The organism is Anoxynatronum buryatiense (assembly GCF_900182905.1).
GTDB lineage: Bacteria > Bacillota > Clostridia > Peptostreptococcales > Tindalliaceae > Anoxynatronum > Anoxynatronum buryatiense.
Genome location: NZ_FXUF01000009.1, coordinates 127,917 through 146,507 on the forward strand (window position 1 = coordinate 127,917; position 18,591 = coordinate 146,507).

Annotated in this window: 11 protein-coding genes; all 11 read right to left on the reverse strand. The window is 51.0% G+C overall.

The features are described 5' to 3' along the window. Position 1 precedes the first annotated feature (1 nt). Positions 2-3,001 carry an ATP-binding protein gene (locus QOL74_RS12205; RefSeq protein WP_283409768.1) on the reverse strand — a complete coding sequence of 1,000 codons (3,000 nt, stop codon included), beginning with the start codon at positions 2,999-3,001 and terminating at the stop codon, positions 2-4. 163 nt (positions 3,002-3,164) lie between these two features. Then, the gene (locus tag QOL74_RS12210; protein WP_283409769.1) at positions 3,165-3,908 is read right to left on the reverse strand and encodes a nucleoside phosphorylase; all 744 of its coding nucleotides are present in this window, start codon (positions 3,906-3,908) and stop codon (positions 3,165-3,167) included. Further along, positions 3,805-5,901, reverse strand: coding sequence for a bifunctional diguanylate cyclase/phosphodiesterase (locus QOL74_RS12215; RefSeq protein WP_283409770.1), 2,097 nt, complete (start codon positions 5,899-5,901; stop codon positions 3,805-3,807). Before QOL74_RS12215 ends, QOL74_RS12210 begins: the two co-directional genes overlap by 104 nt. A 461-nt stretch (positions 5,902-6,362) precedes the next feature. Continuing rightward, on the reverse strand, positions 6,363-7,211 hold the full coding sequence (locus QOL74_RS12220; protein WP_283409771.1) for a slipin family protein: 849 nt from the start codon (positions 7,209-7,211) through the stop codon (positions 6,363-6,365). A 78-nt stretch (positions 7,212-7,289) separates the two neighbouring features. Continuing rightward, positions 7,290-8,717 (reverse strand): NfeD family protein, encoded by a 1,428-nt coding sequence (locus tag QOL74_RS12225; RefSeq protein WP_283409772.1) that lies wholly within the window; start codon positions 8,715-8,717, stop codon positions 7,290-7,292. Positions 8,718-8,943: 226 nt separating this feature from the next. After that, a complete protein-coding gene (locus QOL74_RS12230; protein WP_283409773.1) occupies positions 8,944-12,015 on the reverse strand; it encodes an efflux RND transporter permease subunit in 3,072 nt (1,023 codons plus the stop codon). After that, positions 12,012-13,376, reverse strand: a complete 1,365-nt coding sequence (locus QOL74_RS12235; protein WP_283409774.1) for an efflux RND transporter periplasmic adaptor subunit — start codon at positions 13,374-13,376, stop codon at positions 12,012-12,014. Before QOL74_RS12235 ends, QOL74_RS12230 begins: the two co-directional genes overlap by 4 nt. Before the next feature lie 188 nt (positions 13,377-13,564). Then, positions 13,565-14,038, reverse strand: a complete 474-nt coding sequence (locus QOL74_RS12240) for a Dps family protein (RefSeq protein ID WP_283409775.1) — start codon at positions 14,036-14,038, stop codon at positions 13,565-13,567. Between the two features lie 167 nt (positions 14,039-14,205). Continuing rightward, positions 14,206-15,423 (reverse strand): M20 metallopeptidase family protein, encoded by a 1,218-nt coding sequence (locus tag QOL74_RS12245; RefSeq protein WP_283409776.1) that lies wholly within the window; start codon positions 15,421-15,423, stop codon positions 14,206-14,208. A gap of 18 nt (positions 15,424-15,441) precedes the next feature. Next, entirely contained in the window at positions 15,442-16,824 is a 1,383-nt protein-coding gene (locus tag QOL74_RS12250) for an amidohydrolase family protein (RefSeq protein WP_283409777.1), read from the reverse strand. Between the two features lie 197 nt (positions 16,825-17,021). Beyond that, positions 17,022-18,479, reverse strand: coding sequence for an alanine/glycine:cation symporter family protein (locus QOL74_RS12255; RefSeq protein WP_283409778.1), 1,458 nt, complete (start codon positions 18,477-18,479; stop codon positions 17,022-17,024). Positions 18,480-18,591 lie beyond the last annotated feature (112 nt).

The following is an 18,591-nucleotide window of genomic DNA, read 5'->3' on the forward strand; positions in this document are numbered from 1 at the left end:
CTCACTGTCTTGGAATCAGAAAACGAATGCAGGTGCCTTTTTCTGGTTGACTGCTCACCTGCAGCCCCTGCCCATAAAGACGGTTTAACCGGGTTTGAATGTTGCAGAGCCCTACACTTTTTCCGCAAAGTGACTGATTCATGGCCTGGTGCAAGACTCGGATGTCAGCACCGACACCATTGTCGCTGACTTCCACCAAATAACCCGACTCCTGTGCCATCACCTTGACCGACACTTCTCCTCCTTCCCGCCGGGGACAGATCCCATGCCGAATGGCATTTTCAACCAGCGGCTGAATCACCAGAGGGGGGAGTCGCAGGCAGACCGATTCTTCAATTTGGTATGTCACTGCCACCTGGGGAAACCGGGCCTGTTCAATTTCTGCGTAGGCTTTTGTCAATTGCAGCTCTTGCTCCAGGGTGATGGTTTGCTGTAAATTATCGAAGGCAAGGCTGCCTCTGAGATAGGTGGAGAGGGATAAAATCAGCCTGCCGGCTTTTTCACTTTCCACTTCACAATAGGCGGCGATGGTGTTCAGTGCATTATAAAGGAAGTGAGGCTTGATCTGCGCTTGAAGAAACGCAATTTCTGCCGCCATGGCTTTTTCCACCGATTTTTTCAAGTGCAGCAATGTTTCAACCCGAGCCAGTAATTCCGATTCTTCAAATGGCTTGTGTAAAAAGTCGTTGCCTCCCACTTTAAAACCCTGATTCAACTCTGTCTCGCCATAACGAGCCGTTAAAAAAATCACCGGAAGTTCAAAAGAAGTGAATCTTTCCCGGATTTTCTGGCAAAGCTCATACCCATTCATGAGAGGCATCATAATATCAATAATGCACAGATCTGGTATTTCCGGGCCTTTCAAAAGCTCCAGCGCCCGGTGACCGCTTTCAGCTGCCACAACACTCATTTTTCTCAAAGCCAGTATGTTCATAAGCGACTGCCGGTTCACCGGTTCGTCGTCCACCACCAGCACTGTAAATTCACCCTGTTGGATGAGGTTTGTTTCAGAACCGATCAGGGGTTCCACGTAGAAGTCGGTCATGTTCTCCTGCCCTGTCAAAGCAGCATGATCAACTGCCTGCTCCAACCGTTCCTGCGATCCCTGCAGTCGTGCCAATGGCAGCGTAAAGGTGAAGGTGGTCCCTTGACCTACCGCAGAACGCACCTGAATCGTGCCGCCGTGAAGTTCCACCAGTTGACGGGTAATGGGCAGCCCCAGCCCGGCCCCGGTATATTCTCTCTCCGGTGAGAACCCTGCCTGCTCATAGTATTCAAACAGATTGTCCTGTCGTTCTTCTGGAATTCCAATGCCTGTATCTGCCACCGTAAGCTTTACCATGTCGTCCTGCTGTTCGCCGGAAACGGTGATACTTCCCTTCTCAGTGTAGCGGAGAGCATTGCCTATGAGATTGAAGAAGATCTGGCTCAAACGATTTTCATCTGCCAGTACCATTCGGCTGTGGGGGGATATCTGATTCACCAGCTGAATTCCCCGGTGTTCTGCCTGATGACGAAAAAGGTCCATTACCAGGCGAATACTGCTGTGAAGGTCAACGGGCCGTAAATGGAGCCGAAGATCATGGTGCCGAATGCGTGAAAAATCCAGAATATCATTCACCAGCGCCGCCAGCCGCCGGGCGCTGAGACGTACCAGCATTAAGTTCTGTCTCTGATCAGGTGTCATGGGGCCGCCGATCCCTTTCAAAAGGGATTCCACAATGCTGATGATTCCATTAAGGGGTGTTCGCAGTTCGTGGGATGTGTTGGCCAGAAACTCATCTTTCAACTTGTCCAGTCGACGGTTCTTTTCTTCTGCTTCACGACGTTCAGTGATATCTGTGACAAAACATTCCAGGGCGCTCACCCTGCCAATGTCATCCAAAATTACCCGCCCCTGTTCCCAGACCCACTTTGTCTCACCTTCAGCGGTAACAATGGGGTATTCGCTGCGAAAAGCCTTTTTTTCCCGCATCATCTGAAGCCATTTTTCCCAGAGTTTTTCCCGGTACTCCGGCAGAATAATTCCCCTGGGTAAAATCAGCTCCTTCAACGACTGATTGGTTCCTTTCAGCATATGAGCGGGATAACCCGTCAGATCAAAACATCCTTCTGAAATGTAGGTCATCTGCCACATATCCTGAAGGTATTCGCATCGGTATGCCATTCCCGGCAGGTTGGACAAGAACACTGATTTGCTGTGTTCGCTGATTTTCAGTGCTTCAATGGCTTCTTGCTGGGCCGTGACATCCCGGTGGGTTCCAATGGCTCGCATCGGCTCACCTGTTTCCGACCATTCTACAGGTTTTCCAATGGAAGAAAACCACCGGAAAGTGCCATCCCGGCACCGCATCCGAAAAAGGACACTGAACTGCGGCGCTTTCCCTGTCGAAAAGCACTGAAACTGTTCCACTATTTTCTCCCGGTCATCTGCATGCACAAAGGTGAGAAAGCCGTTGAGGCTGAGGTCTACTTCATGACGCTGGTATCCCAAACGTTCCAGCCAGTTATCGGTGACATCAGTATCATCCGACTTGAGATCCCAATCCCAAACACCGTCGCCGCTGTTTTCCAGGGCAATCTGAAACCGTTCTTCACTGGCCTTCAACTCCCGGGCTGCCTGTTGTTTTTCCGTGATATCCTCCACAATGGCCACCACTTCCCAACTGCCCTTTTGTGGTTCGCCGGTCGGGGCAAAAAGAACCCGCAAGAAGCGTTTCTTTCCACCTGCCACCGAGGTATATTCACCTTCGAAAGAAGCCATATTGCCAGCCAGTGCCTGTCGGACCGCCGACACGTATGCATCATTCTCCAGGGTAAGGGCGTTGATGCCCAACACCTTTTCCCTTGGTGCTCCCACAATGACTCCCAGCTGATCATTGCAGTCTGTCACCACACCCTGGCGGTTTAGATGGAACATCCCCAGAGGTGCATGCTGAAACATCAGCCGGTATTTATTCAGTTCTTCCTTCAACTGATGGATTTGCTGTGATGCATTCACCTGGAAGCTCCTTCCTAACAAGACCACCTATTTTTCCGACTCTTTTGATAGTGATGTCTCCATTATACCAGACGCCGCCAACTGTGAAACCATGAAAAAACAGCCAGAATTAGATTTTGGCTGTTCAGACTTTATCAAACACATTCTTCGATGCTCCCTTGCTTTATAGTGCACTCTCGTCACAGGAATGGTAAAGGGCCTCCAGCGCCACCTTTATTTCTCTTTTTTCTCCCTCAGCAGCTGCGGTTGTTTCATCCACATACTCGCCCACGCCTTCTTTCACATCACCTTCGTAAAGCACCACATTGTTGAGAATAGCCGCTGCTTCAACGCCCCTCAGCCGGGCAACTGTCAGCAGTGCTGCTGTTTCCATATCTGAGCCCAACACGCCCTTCCGGTTCCATTGAGCCATAAGGGCTGCCTCTTCATCAATGTAGAAGGAATCATGGCTGCGTACCAGACCACTGTGCCATGGAACAGACAGCTTACGGCAGGCATCTTCCAAAGCCATTGTCAGCCGGGGAGAGGCCACTGCCGGGTATGCTTCCGGCACGTACATGCGAGAGGCACCGTCTTCCCGCACGGCCCCCTGGGCGATGATCAGATCACCAATGGCAATTCCCGGCTGAACGGCACCTGCGCTGCCGATGCGAATCATGGTACGCACACCGCAAGCCGCCAGCTCTTCTACGGCAATGGCAGCAGAGGCACCACCAATGCCGGTGGAGGTCACTGTCACAGGCATCCCCCGGTAGGTGCCTGTAATAGTGCGAAACTCCCGGTTAAAAGCGATCTCTTTCCATTCATCCAGAAAATCTGCCACCCGCAATACCCGGGCCGGATCTCCCGGCAGAAGCACCTGGGGTGCCACCTGGTCTGGCTGGCAAAGAATATGGGGTTGTTTCATTGAGTTGGCCTCCTTCATTATTAATCTTGTTGCCAGATGGTTTCTCCAAACTAAACATTTCCATAAGTTTTTCGAGTGGTGCTGGTTTGCAAAAATGGTAACCTTGATACAAATCGATCATAAAACCCTCAATCATTTCCAGTTGCTCTTTTTTCTCAACACCTTCAACCACAACCCGGATACCAAAGCTGTTAAACAACTCTGCTGTTTTTTTCATGATGGCATATGTCTTCGGGTTTTGAAAATCATCAATGAATGATTTGTCAAATTTGACTTCATCAATTTCATGTTCAGATATGCGAAACAGTGAAGAGTACCCTGCACCAAAATCATCAATTGATAACTGAAAACCCATTTTTCTGAGGGTGCTCAAAGTAAACTTCACTTTTTCGATATCGTTGAAAAGACTTGTTTCAGTAATTTCGAACACGATTCTTTGAGCCTCTAAAGCATGCAACTTTTTCTTAGCTGTCACATACTCAATAAACGCATCTTCCACCAGTTGATCAGCAGACAGATTAATCGCAACGGTTCGCCCAGAAAAGAAAGCATGTTCTGAAACATCCCTGAAAACAGTATCAATCACCTGCCATGTAATGGGCCCCATGAGCCCTTTTTTCTCAGCCAGTGGAATGAACTCATTGGGAGCAATACATGTTGTCCCATCCTTCCATCGGATAAGGGCTTCAAAAGAGTTGATTTCAAGCTTTTTACTGTCATACTGTGGTTGGTAGAATACCTGGAAACGTTTCTTTTCAATGGCCTCCATCAGCTTTATCTCCAACGAAGTGGCGAATCTTTCTTTCTCATGATCATCTGAATGATAATGGTAGATTGACGTGCTGGTATTTCTGGCCATTGACGATGCCGTTTCCAAAGCTCCATACAAGTCAGTACAGCAGTTTTCTGATGATGAGATCTCCTCCTTGGTTAAATAATACAATCCCATATAGGTTCTGATGGCCACCCCCTGAAATTTCATTGATTCAATGGTTGATTGAGTGGCCATGGCAAGATGGGTTGCTTCTTCAATACAATTCGTTTTGAAAATAATGATAAACTTGTCGGAATAGTATCTATAAACGGTTGTGTTGGTGGTATTAATCTCTATTAAAATCCTTGCCAGTTCCTGTAAAATCTGGTTTCCCCGGGCAAAGCCCAGGAGTTTGTTATAACTCATAAAGTCCCGAATATTTAACAGTCCCACATAACAGTTGTCGCCATTTTCCAAAACGGCCTCTTCAAATGCAATTCTGTTGGGAATTCCCACCACTGCATCTTGATAGATGGCTTCTTTAAGTTTCCTGTTTTTACTTTTAATGGTTTGTTCCTGTTCTGTCAGCACACACATTTTGTGATTCAACTCTTCGTGATAATGCGAGATGTAAAATACAAAAAAACCCAGCATAACAAAGGTAAGCAGCCCCATGTTAAAGGTGTTGAAAAACAGGGGTTCAAAGTAATAGGAAAGTACCACTGCAGCAACAACGGAGGTGCTGGCAATGAAAAGAAAGTACAGGCCCACATTATGCCTCATTCTATACTTAAAGAAGCCCTTATGCAAAAAACTGCCGGCTGCTACCAAAAAAACAACGGTGGATATATAGTACAGCATGTCAAAACGATGCACCGGAATCACCGCAACAAACCCTGCCGCACCTGCAAACAGTTCTTTTCTTCTGCTGTAGAAATAAGAATGTTTTCGGTGATTAATGAGAACAACGGAAGAAACCACAACCGTCACCAGGATGGCCATCGAGATATTCACCTGATATCTTGGCGAACTGTGAAAACCAAGAAAGGCATTAAGAAGAATCCCTTTCATGAGTGCAGCGGCTGAAATCAGAACAGAAAAAGACGCCACCCCTATGATTTTGGGGATGAAATCATTGGCTGATTGACTGTCTTCAAAGATTTGTAAAGATATGTACATATACATACTGATTGAAATAAGGATTGCCGCTATCAATAAGTATTGGAAATGTAACAGCAATTTTCATCCTCCTACCGGCTCACTCCTGCATTCGCCCAGTATTATTCAGATTGTATTTTAAATATGTGTTGAGACAAATGTTAGATTCATTGAGGTCTTTGGAAGAATAAGTCTTTGATCTCAGGAAAAGGAAAATGCCCTGTTGAAGGGTTTGGCAAACACGCTCATTGAAGCATCTCTGATTGCCTCAGAATAGTGATGTTTCTGTTTTTACTAACCTATATTGTAACACAGACTATGGTGTTTTTATCAAAAACTTCAACTTCACCCGCTTCTTTTTTCTCTTCCTGTTTTGCGACAGCTAAACACGTTCATTAACCCTTGCCACAATGAATCAACATACTCAACCCCATCATGGCACCACCAAAAAAGACACCCGATCAACAGCGCTTCATGCAACAGTCGCCGTTGATCGAGTGATTTGGACTACTCATTCAAATTCTACTCATTCAAATTACGCTTTACACTTCTTCATCTGCCGCCCAGGTTTCTTTCCAGGCTCCGGTGGTTTCAGGTTTCTTTTCTTCCTGTTTGACTACCGGAGGTTCAGTCCATTTGGTGAGTAAGTGACTCAGCTCCATGGGGATGGGAAACAGGATGGTGTTGCTTTCCTGGTTGGCTGATTCACTGATGGTACGCAGCATCCGCAGTGTCATGGCACCGTTGACACGGGTGAGGATTTCAGTAGCTTCCGCAATCTTCTTCGCCGCCTGTTTTTCACCATCTGCCTGAATGACCACTGCCCGGCGATCCCGCTCTGCTTCAGCCTGACGGGCAATGGCTCGCTGCATTTCCACGGGAATGATGACATCTCTTATTTCCACTGCAGTGACTTTAATACCCCAGGGATCTGTGGCAGAGTCAACTATTTCCTGGATGCGCCGGTTCAGCCGGTCACGCTCCGAAAGCAGTTCATCCAGATCTGCCTGCCCCACCACGCTGCGCATGGTTGTCTGGGCAAACTGGCTGGTGGCTTCATGATACTTTTCCACATTGATGACAGCTTTATCCGGCTCGGTCACCCGGTAGTAAAGCACTGCGTTCACCTTGCAGGTCACATTATCTTTTGTGATGACTTCCTGGGGCGGTACGTTATCCACCACGATACGAAGGGGCACACGAATCACTTTGTCGATGAAGGGGATAACGAGAATAAGGCCAGGCCCTTTCACCGCCACCAGTCGACCCAGTCGAAAAAGCACACCTCTTTCGTATTCCGGAAAAACTTTCACCGCCATTTTCAACAATGCTGCCAGTGCCACGAAAACACCCGCCAGGGGCACCAGGTTTTCTATCCATCGAAATAACATGGTAACGCCTCCTCTTCACAACCCGTCAATGAATTCCAGTTTCTTCCAAGTGTTCCATTTGTTTCTGAAGGAAAATCTTCATTTTACTTCATTCTCTTCTGTTGCCGTCGCTTCTGCATCCATCTCAGGCGCAACATCCGCCATTTTTGCTATTGAATCATTCGCCAAGACCTCTGCCGGCTCCACCAGGCACACCAGCTGTTGTCGTTCCAGCACCCGTACCCGGGTACCTTCAGGCAACAACTCATTGTTCCGGGTTTTCGCCTTCCACAGCTCGCCTCTGATTTGAATCATTCCTTCCGGCTGCAGTGGCGTAACGGCCACACCCGTTTCCTGGGAAAATTCCTGGTTCCCCATTTTCACCGGCAGCCGCCGCAGGCGCATAAGGCCTCCCAGCAGCACCACAAGGAAGACGGCTCCCACAGCACCAACGCCAATGGCCATTAGCCGGAACTGTGCCAGCCACCGCCGGGCCACCAGCGGTTCCACGGGAAGATACAGAATTCCCAGTACCAGGCTGATGACACCGCCTGTTCCCAGCACACCATAAGTGGGGGTAAGGGCTTCAGCCACCAACAATCCCAGCCCCAGAAAAATAAGCAGCATGGCAAAAAGATTAATCTCAAACATGCCCAACCCGAAAAGGGCCAGTACCAGTGCGATGGCTCCCATCACCTCTGGCACAAAAGTGCCCGGATTGCCGAAACCAATGATAAGGCCATACACTCCCAACAGCAGTAAGATAAAGGTGATCTGAGGGTTGCTGATGAGGTGGGTCATCTTTTCTGTCAGTGATTTTTCAATCGATTCCACCACTGCACCGGCAGTGTTCAGCATCACGGTTTCTCCGGCAATAGTGACTGTCATGCCGTCTGTTTCTTCCAACAGATTGACAAGGCTCACCGCCGTCAGATCAATCACCCCTTCTTCCAGTGCTTCCCGTGTACTCAGGGTCAGGTTTTCTGTGACAAACCGCTCAGCCACATCCCCGGGGCGATCACGGGATTCTGCGATGCTGCGAATATGACCGGCAAGGAACAACACGGTTTTATCGTCGGCAGTTTGCGTGCCTTCCTCCCCGGGACTGAGGGTCACCGGCATGGCTGCACCAGTGGTGGAACCCGGCGTCATGGCGGCCACGTCACCTCCCAGGAGGATAAAGGCTCCTGCTGAGGCAGCAATGGCTCCCTGGGGTGACACATAGGTGATCACCGGCACCCGGGATTCTGCCATGAGGCTGACGATATCCAGCGTGGCATCCACCAGACCACCGGGAGTGTTGAGCAAAATCACAAGTGCATCTGCCTGCCGGTCTTCCGCCTCCTGTATGCCCCGCCTGATTTGTGCCGTGGTGCCGGCGGTAATCATGTCATCCACCTGTATGGTGAGCACCACAGGAACCTCCGACTGGGCCCGAACAGCCTGTACCGGAAACAGGAGCAACAAGGCCAACAGCCACAATGGCAGCCATTGGCGAAACTTCCGCCTTTTTGCTCTGTCAGTCATATTTCTTTTACTCTTGCCTTTATGTTGTTCATGCCTGAGACAATGCATCAGTGGCATGTGCTTCACCTACTTTCTTCAACCAGAAATGTATGGGCATCACTGATTGGTCAATACCCACGCATCTTCAACAACGCCCTTACCGGTATTTCAACAATTTCCAATACTTCTTTCCTGTCGTCCTCTTTTTTCATGCCGTTCTCACTTCTCTTCACTTCTTTTCATGCGCTTATTCTTTTGATACCCTTTCAGGAGCAAGAATCCCTTTTGCGGCAGAAGTCTTTGGATAAGTAATCAGGTACAATACCGGGAGAATCACCAGTGTCAGAAATGTGGAACCAAGCAACCCGGCCATGAGGGCAATGGCCAGTGGTGTGAAGAGATCACTGCCGGAAAGAATCAGGGGCAGCAGACCCATCACAGTGGTGATGGTGGTGAGGAGAATGGGTCTGAGGCGAAGGGCCACTGCCTGACGGCAGGCCGTCGGCGGATCATACCCCTGGCGCACCTCATACTGAATGTAATCCAGCAAAATAATGGCGTTATTCACCACGATGCCAAAGAGGCTCACCATTCCCAGCAGGGCCGTGAAAGAAAGGGGTTGCTGAAAGAGCCACAGTCCCATAAGCGAACCAATGGTGGCAAAGGGGATGGTCAGCAGAATCAACAGCGGCAGCCGCAAATTTCCAAACTGCAGCACCAGGATGACAAAAACGATCATCACTGCAAAAACCCCTGATACTCCCACTTCACCAAAATATTTGGCAATTTCTTCTTTTTCGCCGGCAAAGGTCATGCGCACCCCGGGAGCAGGCTGGTTCTCTGCCATTGCCTGAAGTTGATCCTGAATGTTGACGGCGTTATAGCCCGAAACCACATCACTCATGACGGTGATGGTTTCCTGGCTGTTGTACTTCAGTACACTGGCAGGCTGAGAAACTGCCTCCATGACAGCCACCTGTTTCAGGGGCGTTTTTTCGCCGGTCACAGGTGACAGAATGCCCATATTTTCAATGGCTTCCCGGCTGTTGGCCGTGCTGGTGAGAAAAAGCACCGTTTCCTGCCCATCCAGGGTAACAGTGGCCACTGCCTGTCCCATGATGGCCAGGCTCAGCTCGCGGGCCAGCTGATAGCGGGTGATGCCCAACCTCATGGCCACATCATCAACAGGTTGAATACGGTATTCATAGCGGGCAGGGGCATCATCATCCCGCACATTCAGGGTGCCGGGAATTTCTTCCAGCCATCGCCGCAGTTGCCGGGATGCCTGCTGCCGCTCTTCAAGGGTGCCGCCGCTGATGCGCACCAATACCGGAGCAGCAATGGGATCAGCCTGTTCCAAAAGCTTCACAGTTGCCTGCCCTTCCACCAGCTGTCGGTCCATCTCCCGTTGAAGGTCATCGGTGAACTGGGACAGTCGCCGGTAACGGCCGCTGTCTTTCAGATTCACCCGAAACACGATCTGGGCTGTATCCCGGGCCTGCAGGGGAATGGGGAGAGTGTTGTAAAACTTGGGAAAACCGTCACCCACGGCAACGCTGTACTGGGTGACTTCAGGCCAGGCGGCCAGGAGAGAAGCAGCATCTTCTGCCAGTCGGGAAGTGGCTTCAATTCCCTGATCGTTCTCGGTTTTTATGTCAATGTAAACCAGATCGGTATCTGCCTTGGGAAAAAACTGGAGTCCCAGCTGCAAACCCATGATGGCTGCGGTGATAACCAGCACCCCCAACACCATCAGACTGGCCCGGGGCCGTCGAATACCGGTTTCCACCAACCGGTGGATGCGCTGACGGGCTCTGTTCTTCTCTGGTGATGGAATCCGGGACCTGAAAAAGCGGGCAGCAGCCACAGGAATGAAGAAAACCGACACCAGATAGGAGGCAGCCAGGGCCATGATCACAATTTGAGGCACACTTCGAATGAAGTCACCGGCCAGTGAATCCAGCATCAACAGGGGCAAAAAGGCTCCGATGGTGGTCAGGGTGGAGGTAAACACAGGAACTGCCACATCCCGGGCACCGCCAGCCCCCGCCTCAGTGGCAGACTGACCTTCATCCAGGCGCACCTGAATGGCATCAGACACCACAATGGCATTGTCCACCAACATACCCAGCGCAATAATCAGGGCTGCAATGGAAATCTGATGAACAGGTATTTTCAACAGGTACATGAACAGCAGCGTCATGAAGATGGACAGGGGAATGGCGCAGGAAACCACCAGCGCATTACGAATTCCCATGCCTATAAAAATCACCAGGGACACAAACAGGATTCCCTGAAGCAGATTCAGGGCAAAGCCATTGACTTTTTCGGCAATATCATCGGGTTGGAAGAGAAGAAAAGACAGTGCCGCTCCCTGAGGCAGTCGGTTTTCAAAGGCGGCCAGTTCTTGCTGCACCCGGCGGCCTGTAAACAGAACGTTGCTGCCTTCTGTGAAATAACCGGTGATCAATACTGCCGTTTCATCCTGGTGCCAGATTCTGGGTTCTTCCGGCTTTGTCCGTCGGCGAATGGCTGCCAGCTGGCCCAGACGCAAAGTGGCCCCTGACTGTGAAGAGGCCAGCAAGACCAGCTGCTCCACTTCTGCCTGGCTGGTCATCCCCTGGGCCAGATTCACGCGCACCTGATCTCCCTGAAACTGGGGCTGCATTTCACCCAGGGGAATGGCAGCCGTCTGGGCATGAATCAGGTCATTGATCTGGCTCATGGTTAAGGGCAGTGGCAAAAGCGCTTCGGCATCCACCCGAATTTCCAGATGGGAAGCCTGCTCACCCGTGAGACTGATGCGGGTCAACCCGGCGATGCCTTCCATGGATGTTTTGATTTCTGATGCCAGAGAGCCCAACTCTGCCATGGTCAAGTCAGGGCCGGTGACCGCCAGAATAAAACCGGCGGTTTCATCCAGCTTGGTGTTGATTTCTATGGCGAAAGCTTCATCGGGCAAGTCTTTTTGCAAATCGCTCATCCGATTGCGCAAATCCACCCAGGCATTGTCCACACTGGTACCGTATTCCAGTTCCAGCACCACCACCGACAGGCCATGTACCGATCTGGAATTGGAACGAAGATGGCCGGTAACAGCCTCCACCTCTTCTTCAATTTTTCGGGTGACCAGCCGTTCCACGTCCTCCGGCAGCGCTCCGGGATAGACAGTGGTCACCAAAGCCATGGGCGGGGCAATTTCAGGATATTCCTGTTTGGGAGACATGTAAAAACTGAGAGCTCCCGCCAGCACCACCATGCCCGCCAGCAGGAATACCACCAGCGGATGTCTCAGAACACTTTGGATCAACCGGGTCATGGCCGATCACCCGCCGCTTCCCAAATAACCCTGTCACCGGAAGACAACCGGGACATGCCGGCAATGACCAGCAGCTGGCCCGGTTCCACCCCTGTGATCATTAAACGGGTGCCTGATGACTGTACCACGTTCACCGGCATCTGGACCGCCACTTCACTCTCCACCACATAGACATAATCTTGGTCACCGGCAACAACACTGCTCATGGGTACCCAGATGCCTGTCACCGGGTTGGTTTCCACCGCGACAGACACCACGGTTCCCGGCAGGTGCCCCGCTTCCTGATAACTGATGTCGATGGGATAGGTACGGGTCAGCGGATCGGGAAGGGTGCTGATGAGGCTGATTTCCCCTGCCCATTCCAGGTCACGGGACACCATCACCGCCGGGTTTCCTGGTTGAAGCAGTGCCAGCTCCCCAGCAGTGGCACTCACCTGTACCTTGGGGATATCGCTGCGAAGGGTGAGCAGCGGTGTGCCCGCCACATAGGTTTCTCCTGCCTCATAATGAAGAGCGGTGATAATCCCCCGGGTTTGGGGCTGTAACACCGCGCGCTTCATCTGGGTTTCAAAATGAGTCACCTCTGCGGCGGCCGCATCACGGAGGGCGGCGAGACCATCAATTTCTTCCTTCCGTGCCCCTGAACGCAACCTGGTCAGTTGTTGCTCCACCTGTTGAAATGAAGCAGCTGCAAGAGCCGCCTCCAATCTGGCTGCATCCAGCTCCAGCTGAGAAACAGCGCCTGCTTCAAAGAGAGCCTCGCTGCGCCCCAGTTGAGCCTGGGCAAAGACAGTGGCTTCCTCTGCTTTCAGCACTTCCAGTTCAGCCTGCAGCAGCTCTTCTTCAAGGGCACCTGCCAAAGCCAGGTCCAGTTGGCTTTGCGCTGATCGCAACTGTGCCCTGGCGCCTTCCAGTGCGATGCGGTAGTCTGTATCATCCAGCTTTCCTAAAAGTGTATCGGCTTCCACAGGCATTTCTTTGGCCACATGAAATGCCTCAATGCGTCCCGAAACCGGAAAACTGATTTGTCGAAGTTCCTGCGCCACTACTTCTCCAGTGAAATGGAGGGTCAGTGGGGCAGTTTCCTGGCGGAGTTCCATCACCGTCACCCGGCGATCCACTCTTTCCGGAGGAGATTCCGGCTGGCTGCAGGCACTGGTTGTCAGAAGAGTAAGGATCAGGAGACACAAGCCTATACCCTGGCTCCAATGCTTTTTCATGGTTGGTTGCTTACCAAAGGGTATCCCTTTTCTTCTTTTCCCACTGGTAGTATTGCTGCCTTCACAACGCCAAACGGCTGTGACAACCTTGTTCTGCTCTTGATGATATTCATCTGATTTTTGCTGTTTCAGGCATTTCATCAGCCAGACCTCCTCGGGTTTTCAGACGGGGTGTTCAATGATATCATACCCACTGACTGTCACTGTAAAGATGGAATTGATCAGGAAGAGTAAAAAGAAGGACAAAAAGGAAAATCCCGTGCCTTGAGGCACAGGATTGAAATGATTCATGGATCCATATTAGTGTTGCATAAATGGCTGTCTTGTTTTTATGCCAACCAGGCTCGGAACATCCAAACGGCTTTTTCATACTGGGCCAAAGCGCCCACCATCATATCGACGGAAACCTGATCGTCAGCTTCTTCAGCAACTTTGATACCGGCTCGCAGGTCTTTGATCACTGCCGTAAAATCTGCCATCACTTCTTTGACCAGCTTCTCACCGTCAATTTTCTCGCTGGCGGCTTCTTTCAGTGTTGCCAGTTCCAGATACTCTTTCATGGAAGCTGCCGGACGGTGTCCCAGCATGAGAATACGCTCGGCCACTGCATCAATCTCTTCAGCAACCCCGTCATACAGCTCTTCCAGTTTGGCATGAAGGGCAAAGAACTGTTTGCCTTCAACGTTCCAGTGGTAGTTGTGAAGTTTTGTGTAAAGGACATGCAGGTTGGCCAGATAGGTGTTCATCTCTTTTGTCACTGCTTCTCTGCCTTTTGCTTCCAAACCAATGTTGATTTCTGTCATCTTGTGTTTCCTCCTTTTAAGATCAATGGGTTGATGGGTATGATTTAAGTTGTAATGATTACAACTTTGTTTCTGTTGTTATTATACCACACCCACTTCCCTTTAATCAAGGATTATCCACCTTTTTTTAAAATATTTTTGGTGGGTTCGGGGGGAGAAAGGGTTCTTTATTCGCCTGCTTTTTCGGTTTTCTGACGGAAGTAAGCAACAGCACTGCGTACGTGCATTTCCACCCCCAGAGGGAGCGCGCGCTCATCCAGCTTAAAGGATGGGTGATGGTGCGGCAGGTCTGTCTGTTGCTCTGCATCGGCGATTCCGATGAAATAGAAAGCGCTAGGTACCCGGCGGGCGAAGGACGCAAAATCTTCCCCCAGCATGACTGCCAGATCATGCGTCATCACCATGGGCTCTCCTGCTGCAGCCATGGCCGCCTGTTCCACCAGTGCAGCCATGGCACTGTCATTTTCCAGCAGTTCATTGCCGCATTTAAACGTTACTTTCCCCCGGGTGCCATTCAATGCGCATACCTGGTGCACCAACTGTTCAAACCGCTCCCGCACCTGTTCATCCTCTCCATGGAGGCAACGGATAGACCCGGATAAAGTAACTTCATCGGGAATGATAATGGGGGAAGTGCCGGCATTGATCTGGCAAAAAGTGATGAGGGTGGGTTTCAGCACATTTCTTTCCCGCGTCTGAATAGCCTGAACGGCGTTCATTAACTGGTTGGCGGCATAAATGGGGTCTTTTGACAGATGAGGTGCTCCGCCATGGCCGCCCTTGCCTTCAATGGTAATCCAAAAATAGTAGCTGGATGCCATGAGGGGTCCGGGAATAATTCCCACCGTGCCGGAGGGCAGCGGTGACCAGAGGTGGAGCCCCATGGCAGCGGTAACCCGTGGGTTTTCCATGACTCCCTGTTCAACGAGAATCTCTGCCCCGGCATCTTCCTCGTTGGGCTGAAAGACAAATTTGATGGTTCCCGCCAGCTTTTCCCGGTGCCGGGCCAGTATTTTAGCTGCCACCAGCAGCATAGCCGTGTGACCGTCATGCCCACAGGCATGCATTTTCCCATCAACAACCGATCGAAAGGACACTTCTGCCGTTTCCTGAATGGGCAGGGCGTCCATATCTGCCCGCAGCATCAGCACCGGCTCCGGCTGGGTACCGGCGAGGATACCCACCACTCCCGTTTCAGCCACCCGGTGGGTGTCAATTCCACAGTCTTTCAGGTACTTTTCCACAATACCTGCTGTGCGATGCTCCTCAAAACCCAGTTCCGGATACTGGTGAAAGTCCCGGCGAAGGTGAATGAGTTCCTGTTCAAGTTCGCTGATCTCCGCTTTCATTGTTTCTGTCCATTTCAATGATTCCAACGATTCCAATGATTTCACCCCCTGTTGTCAGTTTGATGACCGGTTGGCGACTCGTGCTGCCAGCTGTTCCGCCAGATGCTGAGCCCGTGCCACCACCTGGCTTTCATCCACTGTCAGCAACTGCCGGTTTTCCATCACCAGCTGCCCGTCAATGATAACCATTTCCACTTCATGACCCCGGGCTGCATAGACCAGGTTGGGCACCAGATTGGACACTGGGGCCGTGATCACAGGAGCAAGCCCCGGTTCTCTGGTATTGATCACAATAAGATCTGCTTTTTTGCCGGGTTCAAGTGATCCGATTTCATCTGCCAGGCCAATGGCTCTGGCTCCTTCGATGGTGGCCATGCGCAGCACTTTTTCCGCCGGCATGACGGTGGGGTCTTTGGCTTTGATTTTATTAAAAACGGCTGCTGCCTTCATTTCATTGAACATATTGTTACAGTTGTTCCCCGGTGCATTGTCGGAACCGAGCCCGGCGATGCCTCCGGCTTCAAGAAAGGCCATCACCGGGGGCACCATGCCGTCGATGATGCCAATACTGCCAGGGCAGTGGATCATGGCTGCGCCCTTTTTTGCCATCAGGGCAGCTTCTTCATCGGTGGCTTCTGTCAGATGAACGGCCACCAGCTGTTCATCCAGGTATCCAATACTGTCCAGCCAGGGAATTGTTCTTTGCCCATACCGACGCTCCATTTGGTTGATCTCCCTGTCTCCCTGGGCCACATGCATGTGAATGCGGGTTTTATAGGTGCGTGCCAGTGATTTTATTTCCAGCAGCAGTGATTCAGTGACCATATCTGGTCCCTGGGGACCCAGCATAACGGTGATGCGCCCGTCTGCCTTGCCGTGCCATTCTTCCAGCATCTGAAGGGTTTCTTCCAGTTTCTGTCGGCCGGTGGATTCATCAAGGGGATACATCTCATTTACCTTCAAACGGTGAAGACCGGGCGGCAGCTGGTTTACTGTTGCCGTCAGCCTTCCCCGGGCACCGGTGGTTCGGTAATTTTCCGCAATCAGTGGCATGGGATTGTCAAAATCAGAGAAGGTGGTGGTGCCGGCCTTCAGTCCCTCCACAATATTCAGCATGGAACCGGCCACTGCCTCTGCTTCATTTATTTCACTGAAATACGGGCCCACACCCTTTTGAAGCCAGTGGTGAGTATCCTGTGCCACGCCCCGGTAAAGGGCCATGCTGGTATGAATGTGGGCATCCACCAGCCCGGGCATCACCGCTTTTCCGGCAACGTCGTGCACCACCCGGGCACTGTAACGTTCCATCAGCTCCTGGGTGGTGCCCACTGCCAGAATACGATTACCCTCGATGGCAACTGCACCATCCGGCAGCAAGCCTCCCTTTTCATCTGTCATGGTGAGCAGTGTGGCGTGAACAATGAGACGGTCAATCATCTGCATTCCTCCTGTTCTTGTGTATGAGGGCTTCTGAGATGAACTAATGATTTCATCATATCATATTGTCGTTTTTCAGACATCAGATTCCCTTTTATAAAAAAAAGCATAAACCCCGGCAATCCGGAATTTATGCTTTTCATGTTCTTGATGCATTCCGTCAGGGTGTGATCCCTTAAACGGTCACTTACCCTGTCTTAATAAGACTTGAATGGCTGGCCTGGTGCCCAGAACAGATTCGTGCTTTGAATCTGATCAGTGACAGGTTCTTTGCCCAGCACGGTGGCATTATAGTGCCGCAGCAGCTCAAAGAATTTGGGGCAAAGAGGAATCAGCGCAATCAGGTTGACGTACACCGGAATGGCCACGGTTATATCGGCAAAGAGCCATACTGTACCTGTGGGCATTCCCACCCAGTTGGCGTAGAAAACAAGCGCCACACCAGGAACAGGATAACCATATTTCAAAACACCCAGAATAAACTTGGCGAAGGCGGACTCTCTTCCAAACCCGTGAAGCAGGATGGTTTCATAGTAGGCGTACCAGCCTGTCAGGGTGGTGAAACCAAAGAGCACAACCCCAATGGTAACCAGTACTACCCCCCAGTAACCAATGCCTTCTTCAAAAGCGTTCAGTGTGAGACTGGCGCCGGCCAGCCCTGTATCATAGGCACCGGTCATGACAATAACCAGTGCTGTGATGGTGCACACCACAATGGTATCCAGAAATACTTCAAAAATCCCCCACATACCCTGTTTGATGGGATGATCAACTTTTGATGTGGCATGGGCCATTGGTGCAGAACCCCAGCCAGCTTCATTACTGTAAACACCCCGGGCAACCCCCATGCGAATGGCCATCATGAAGGTGGCGCCTGCGAAGCCGCCCACTGCTGCCATGGGCTGGAAGGCATGTGCAAAAATAAGGCTAACCGCTGCAGGAAGCTGTCCAATATTGGTAATAATAATGAACAGACCGCCGATAATGTAAAATGCGGCCATAAAAGGCACTATATAGGAGGAGAAACGCCCAATGCGGGAAATACCGCCCAGGATAACCGCATACATGAAAATACCAACACCGGCAGCCGCCATGCTGTGGCTGACGCCGAAGGTGGTGGAAATCGATTCAGATACGGTAAAAGTCTGCATCGTCAGTACCCAGGAGGAAAGGATCCCCACGCCAAAGATCGCTGCCAGGGGCTTCCAGAAGGGAAGTCCCAACTGGCCATGCCAGCCTTTATCCAGGTAGTAGGTGGGTCCACCATAGGTGTCTCCATTTTCAAACTCCTGCCGATAGTGGACTGCTAAAGCAACCTCCACCATTTTAGTCATCAGTCCGACAAGACCGGTCACCCACATCCAGAAAACAGCTCCCACGCCCCCAATGGCGATGGCACTGGCCACGCCGCCGATGTTACCGACACCAATGGCACCGGATGTCGCCACGCAAAAAGCTTCGAACGATGTGAGAATCCCGCTGCCTTCGCCGCGTTTACGGGTCAGGTTGCCCCAGACATACTTAAAGGAATGACCAAAGTACCTGAACTGCCAGAATCCGCTTCGAATGGTGAAGTATGCCCCGAGACCCAGCACCAGCACCAGCATGGCAGGACCCCATAACCAACCGACTAACTTGTCCAGAAATGCATCCATCAACTTTCCTCCTTTATTGTTCTCGTACTTGATTGCCGACTTTGCAGGAGATGGCACTTTTTCCAGAAATGCAGGTGTTCATAAGATTCTAAAATAGCTTGACAACGTTCTG

Bases quoted from the DNA above. Each gene is read 5' to 3' on its own strand.
- QOL74_RS12240 (WP_283409775.1), bottom strand. From the start codon at position 14,038: ATGACAGAAATCAACATTGGTTTGGAAGCAAAAGGCAGAGAAGCAGTG.
- QOL74_RS12250 (WP_283409777.1), bottom strand. From the start codon at position 16,824: ATGATTGACCGTCTCATTGTTCACGCCACACTGCTCACCATGACAGAT.
- QOL74_RS12220 (WP_283409771.1), bottom strand. From the start codon at position 7,211: ATGTTATTTCGATGGATAGAAAACCTGGTGCCCCTGGCGGGTGTTTTC.
- QOL74_RS12230 (WP_283409773.1), bottom strand. From the start codon at position 12,015: ATGACCCGGTTGATCCAAAGTGTTCTGAGACATCCGCTGGTGGTATTC.
- QOL74_RS12255 (WP_283409778.1), bottom strand. From the start codon at position 18,479: ATGGATGCATTTCTGGACAAGTTAGTCGGTTGGTTATGGGGTCCTGCC.
- QOL74_RS12210 (WP_283409769.1), bottom strand. From the start codon at position 3,908: ATGAAACAACCCCATATTCTTTGCCAGCCAGACCAGGTGGCACCCCAG.
- QOL74_RS12225 (WP_283409772.1), bottom strand. From the start codon at position 8,717: ATGACTGACAGAGCAAAAAGGCGGAAGTTTCGCCAATGGCTGCCATTG.
- QOL74_RS12235 (WP_283409774.1), bottom strand. From the start codon at position 13,376: ATGAAATGCCTGAAACAGCAAAAATCAGATGAATATCATCAAGAGCAG.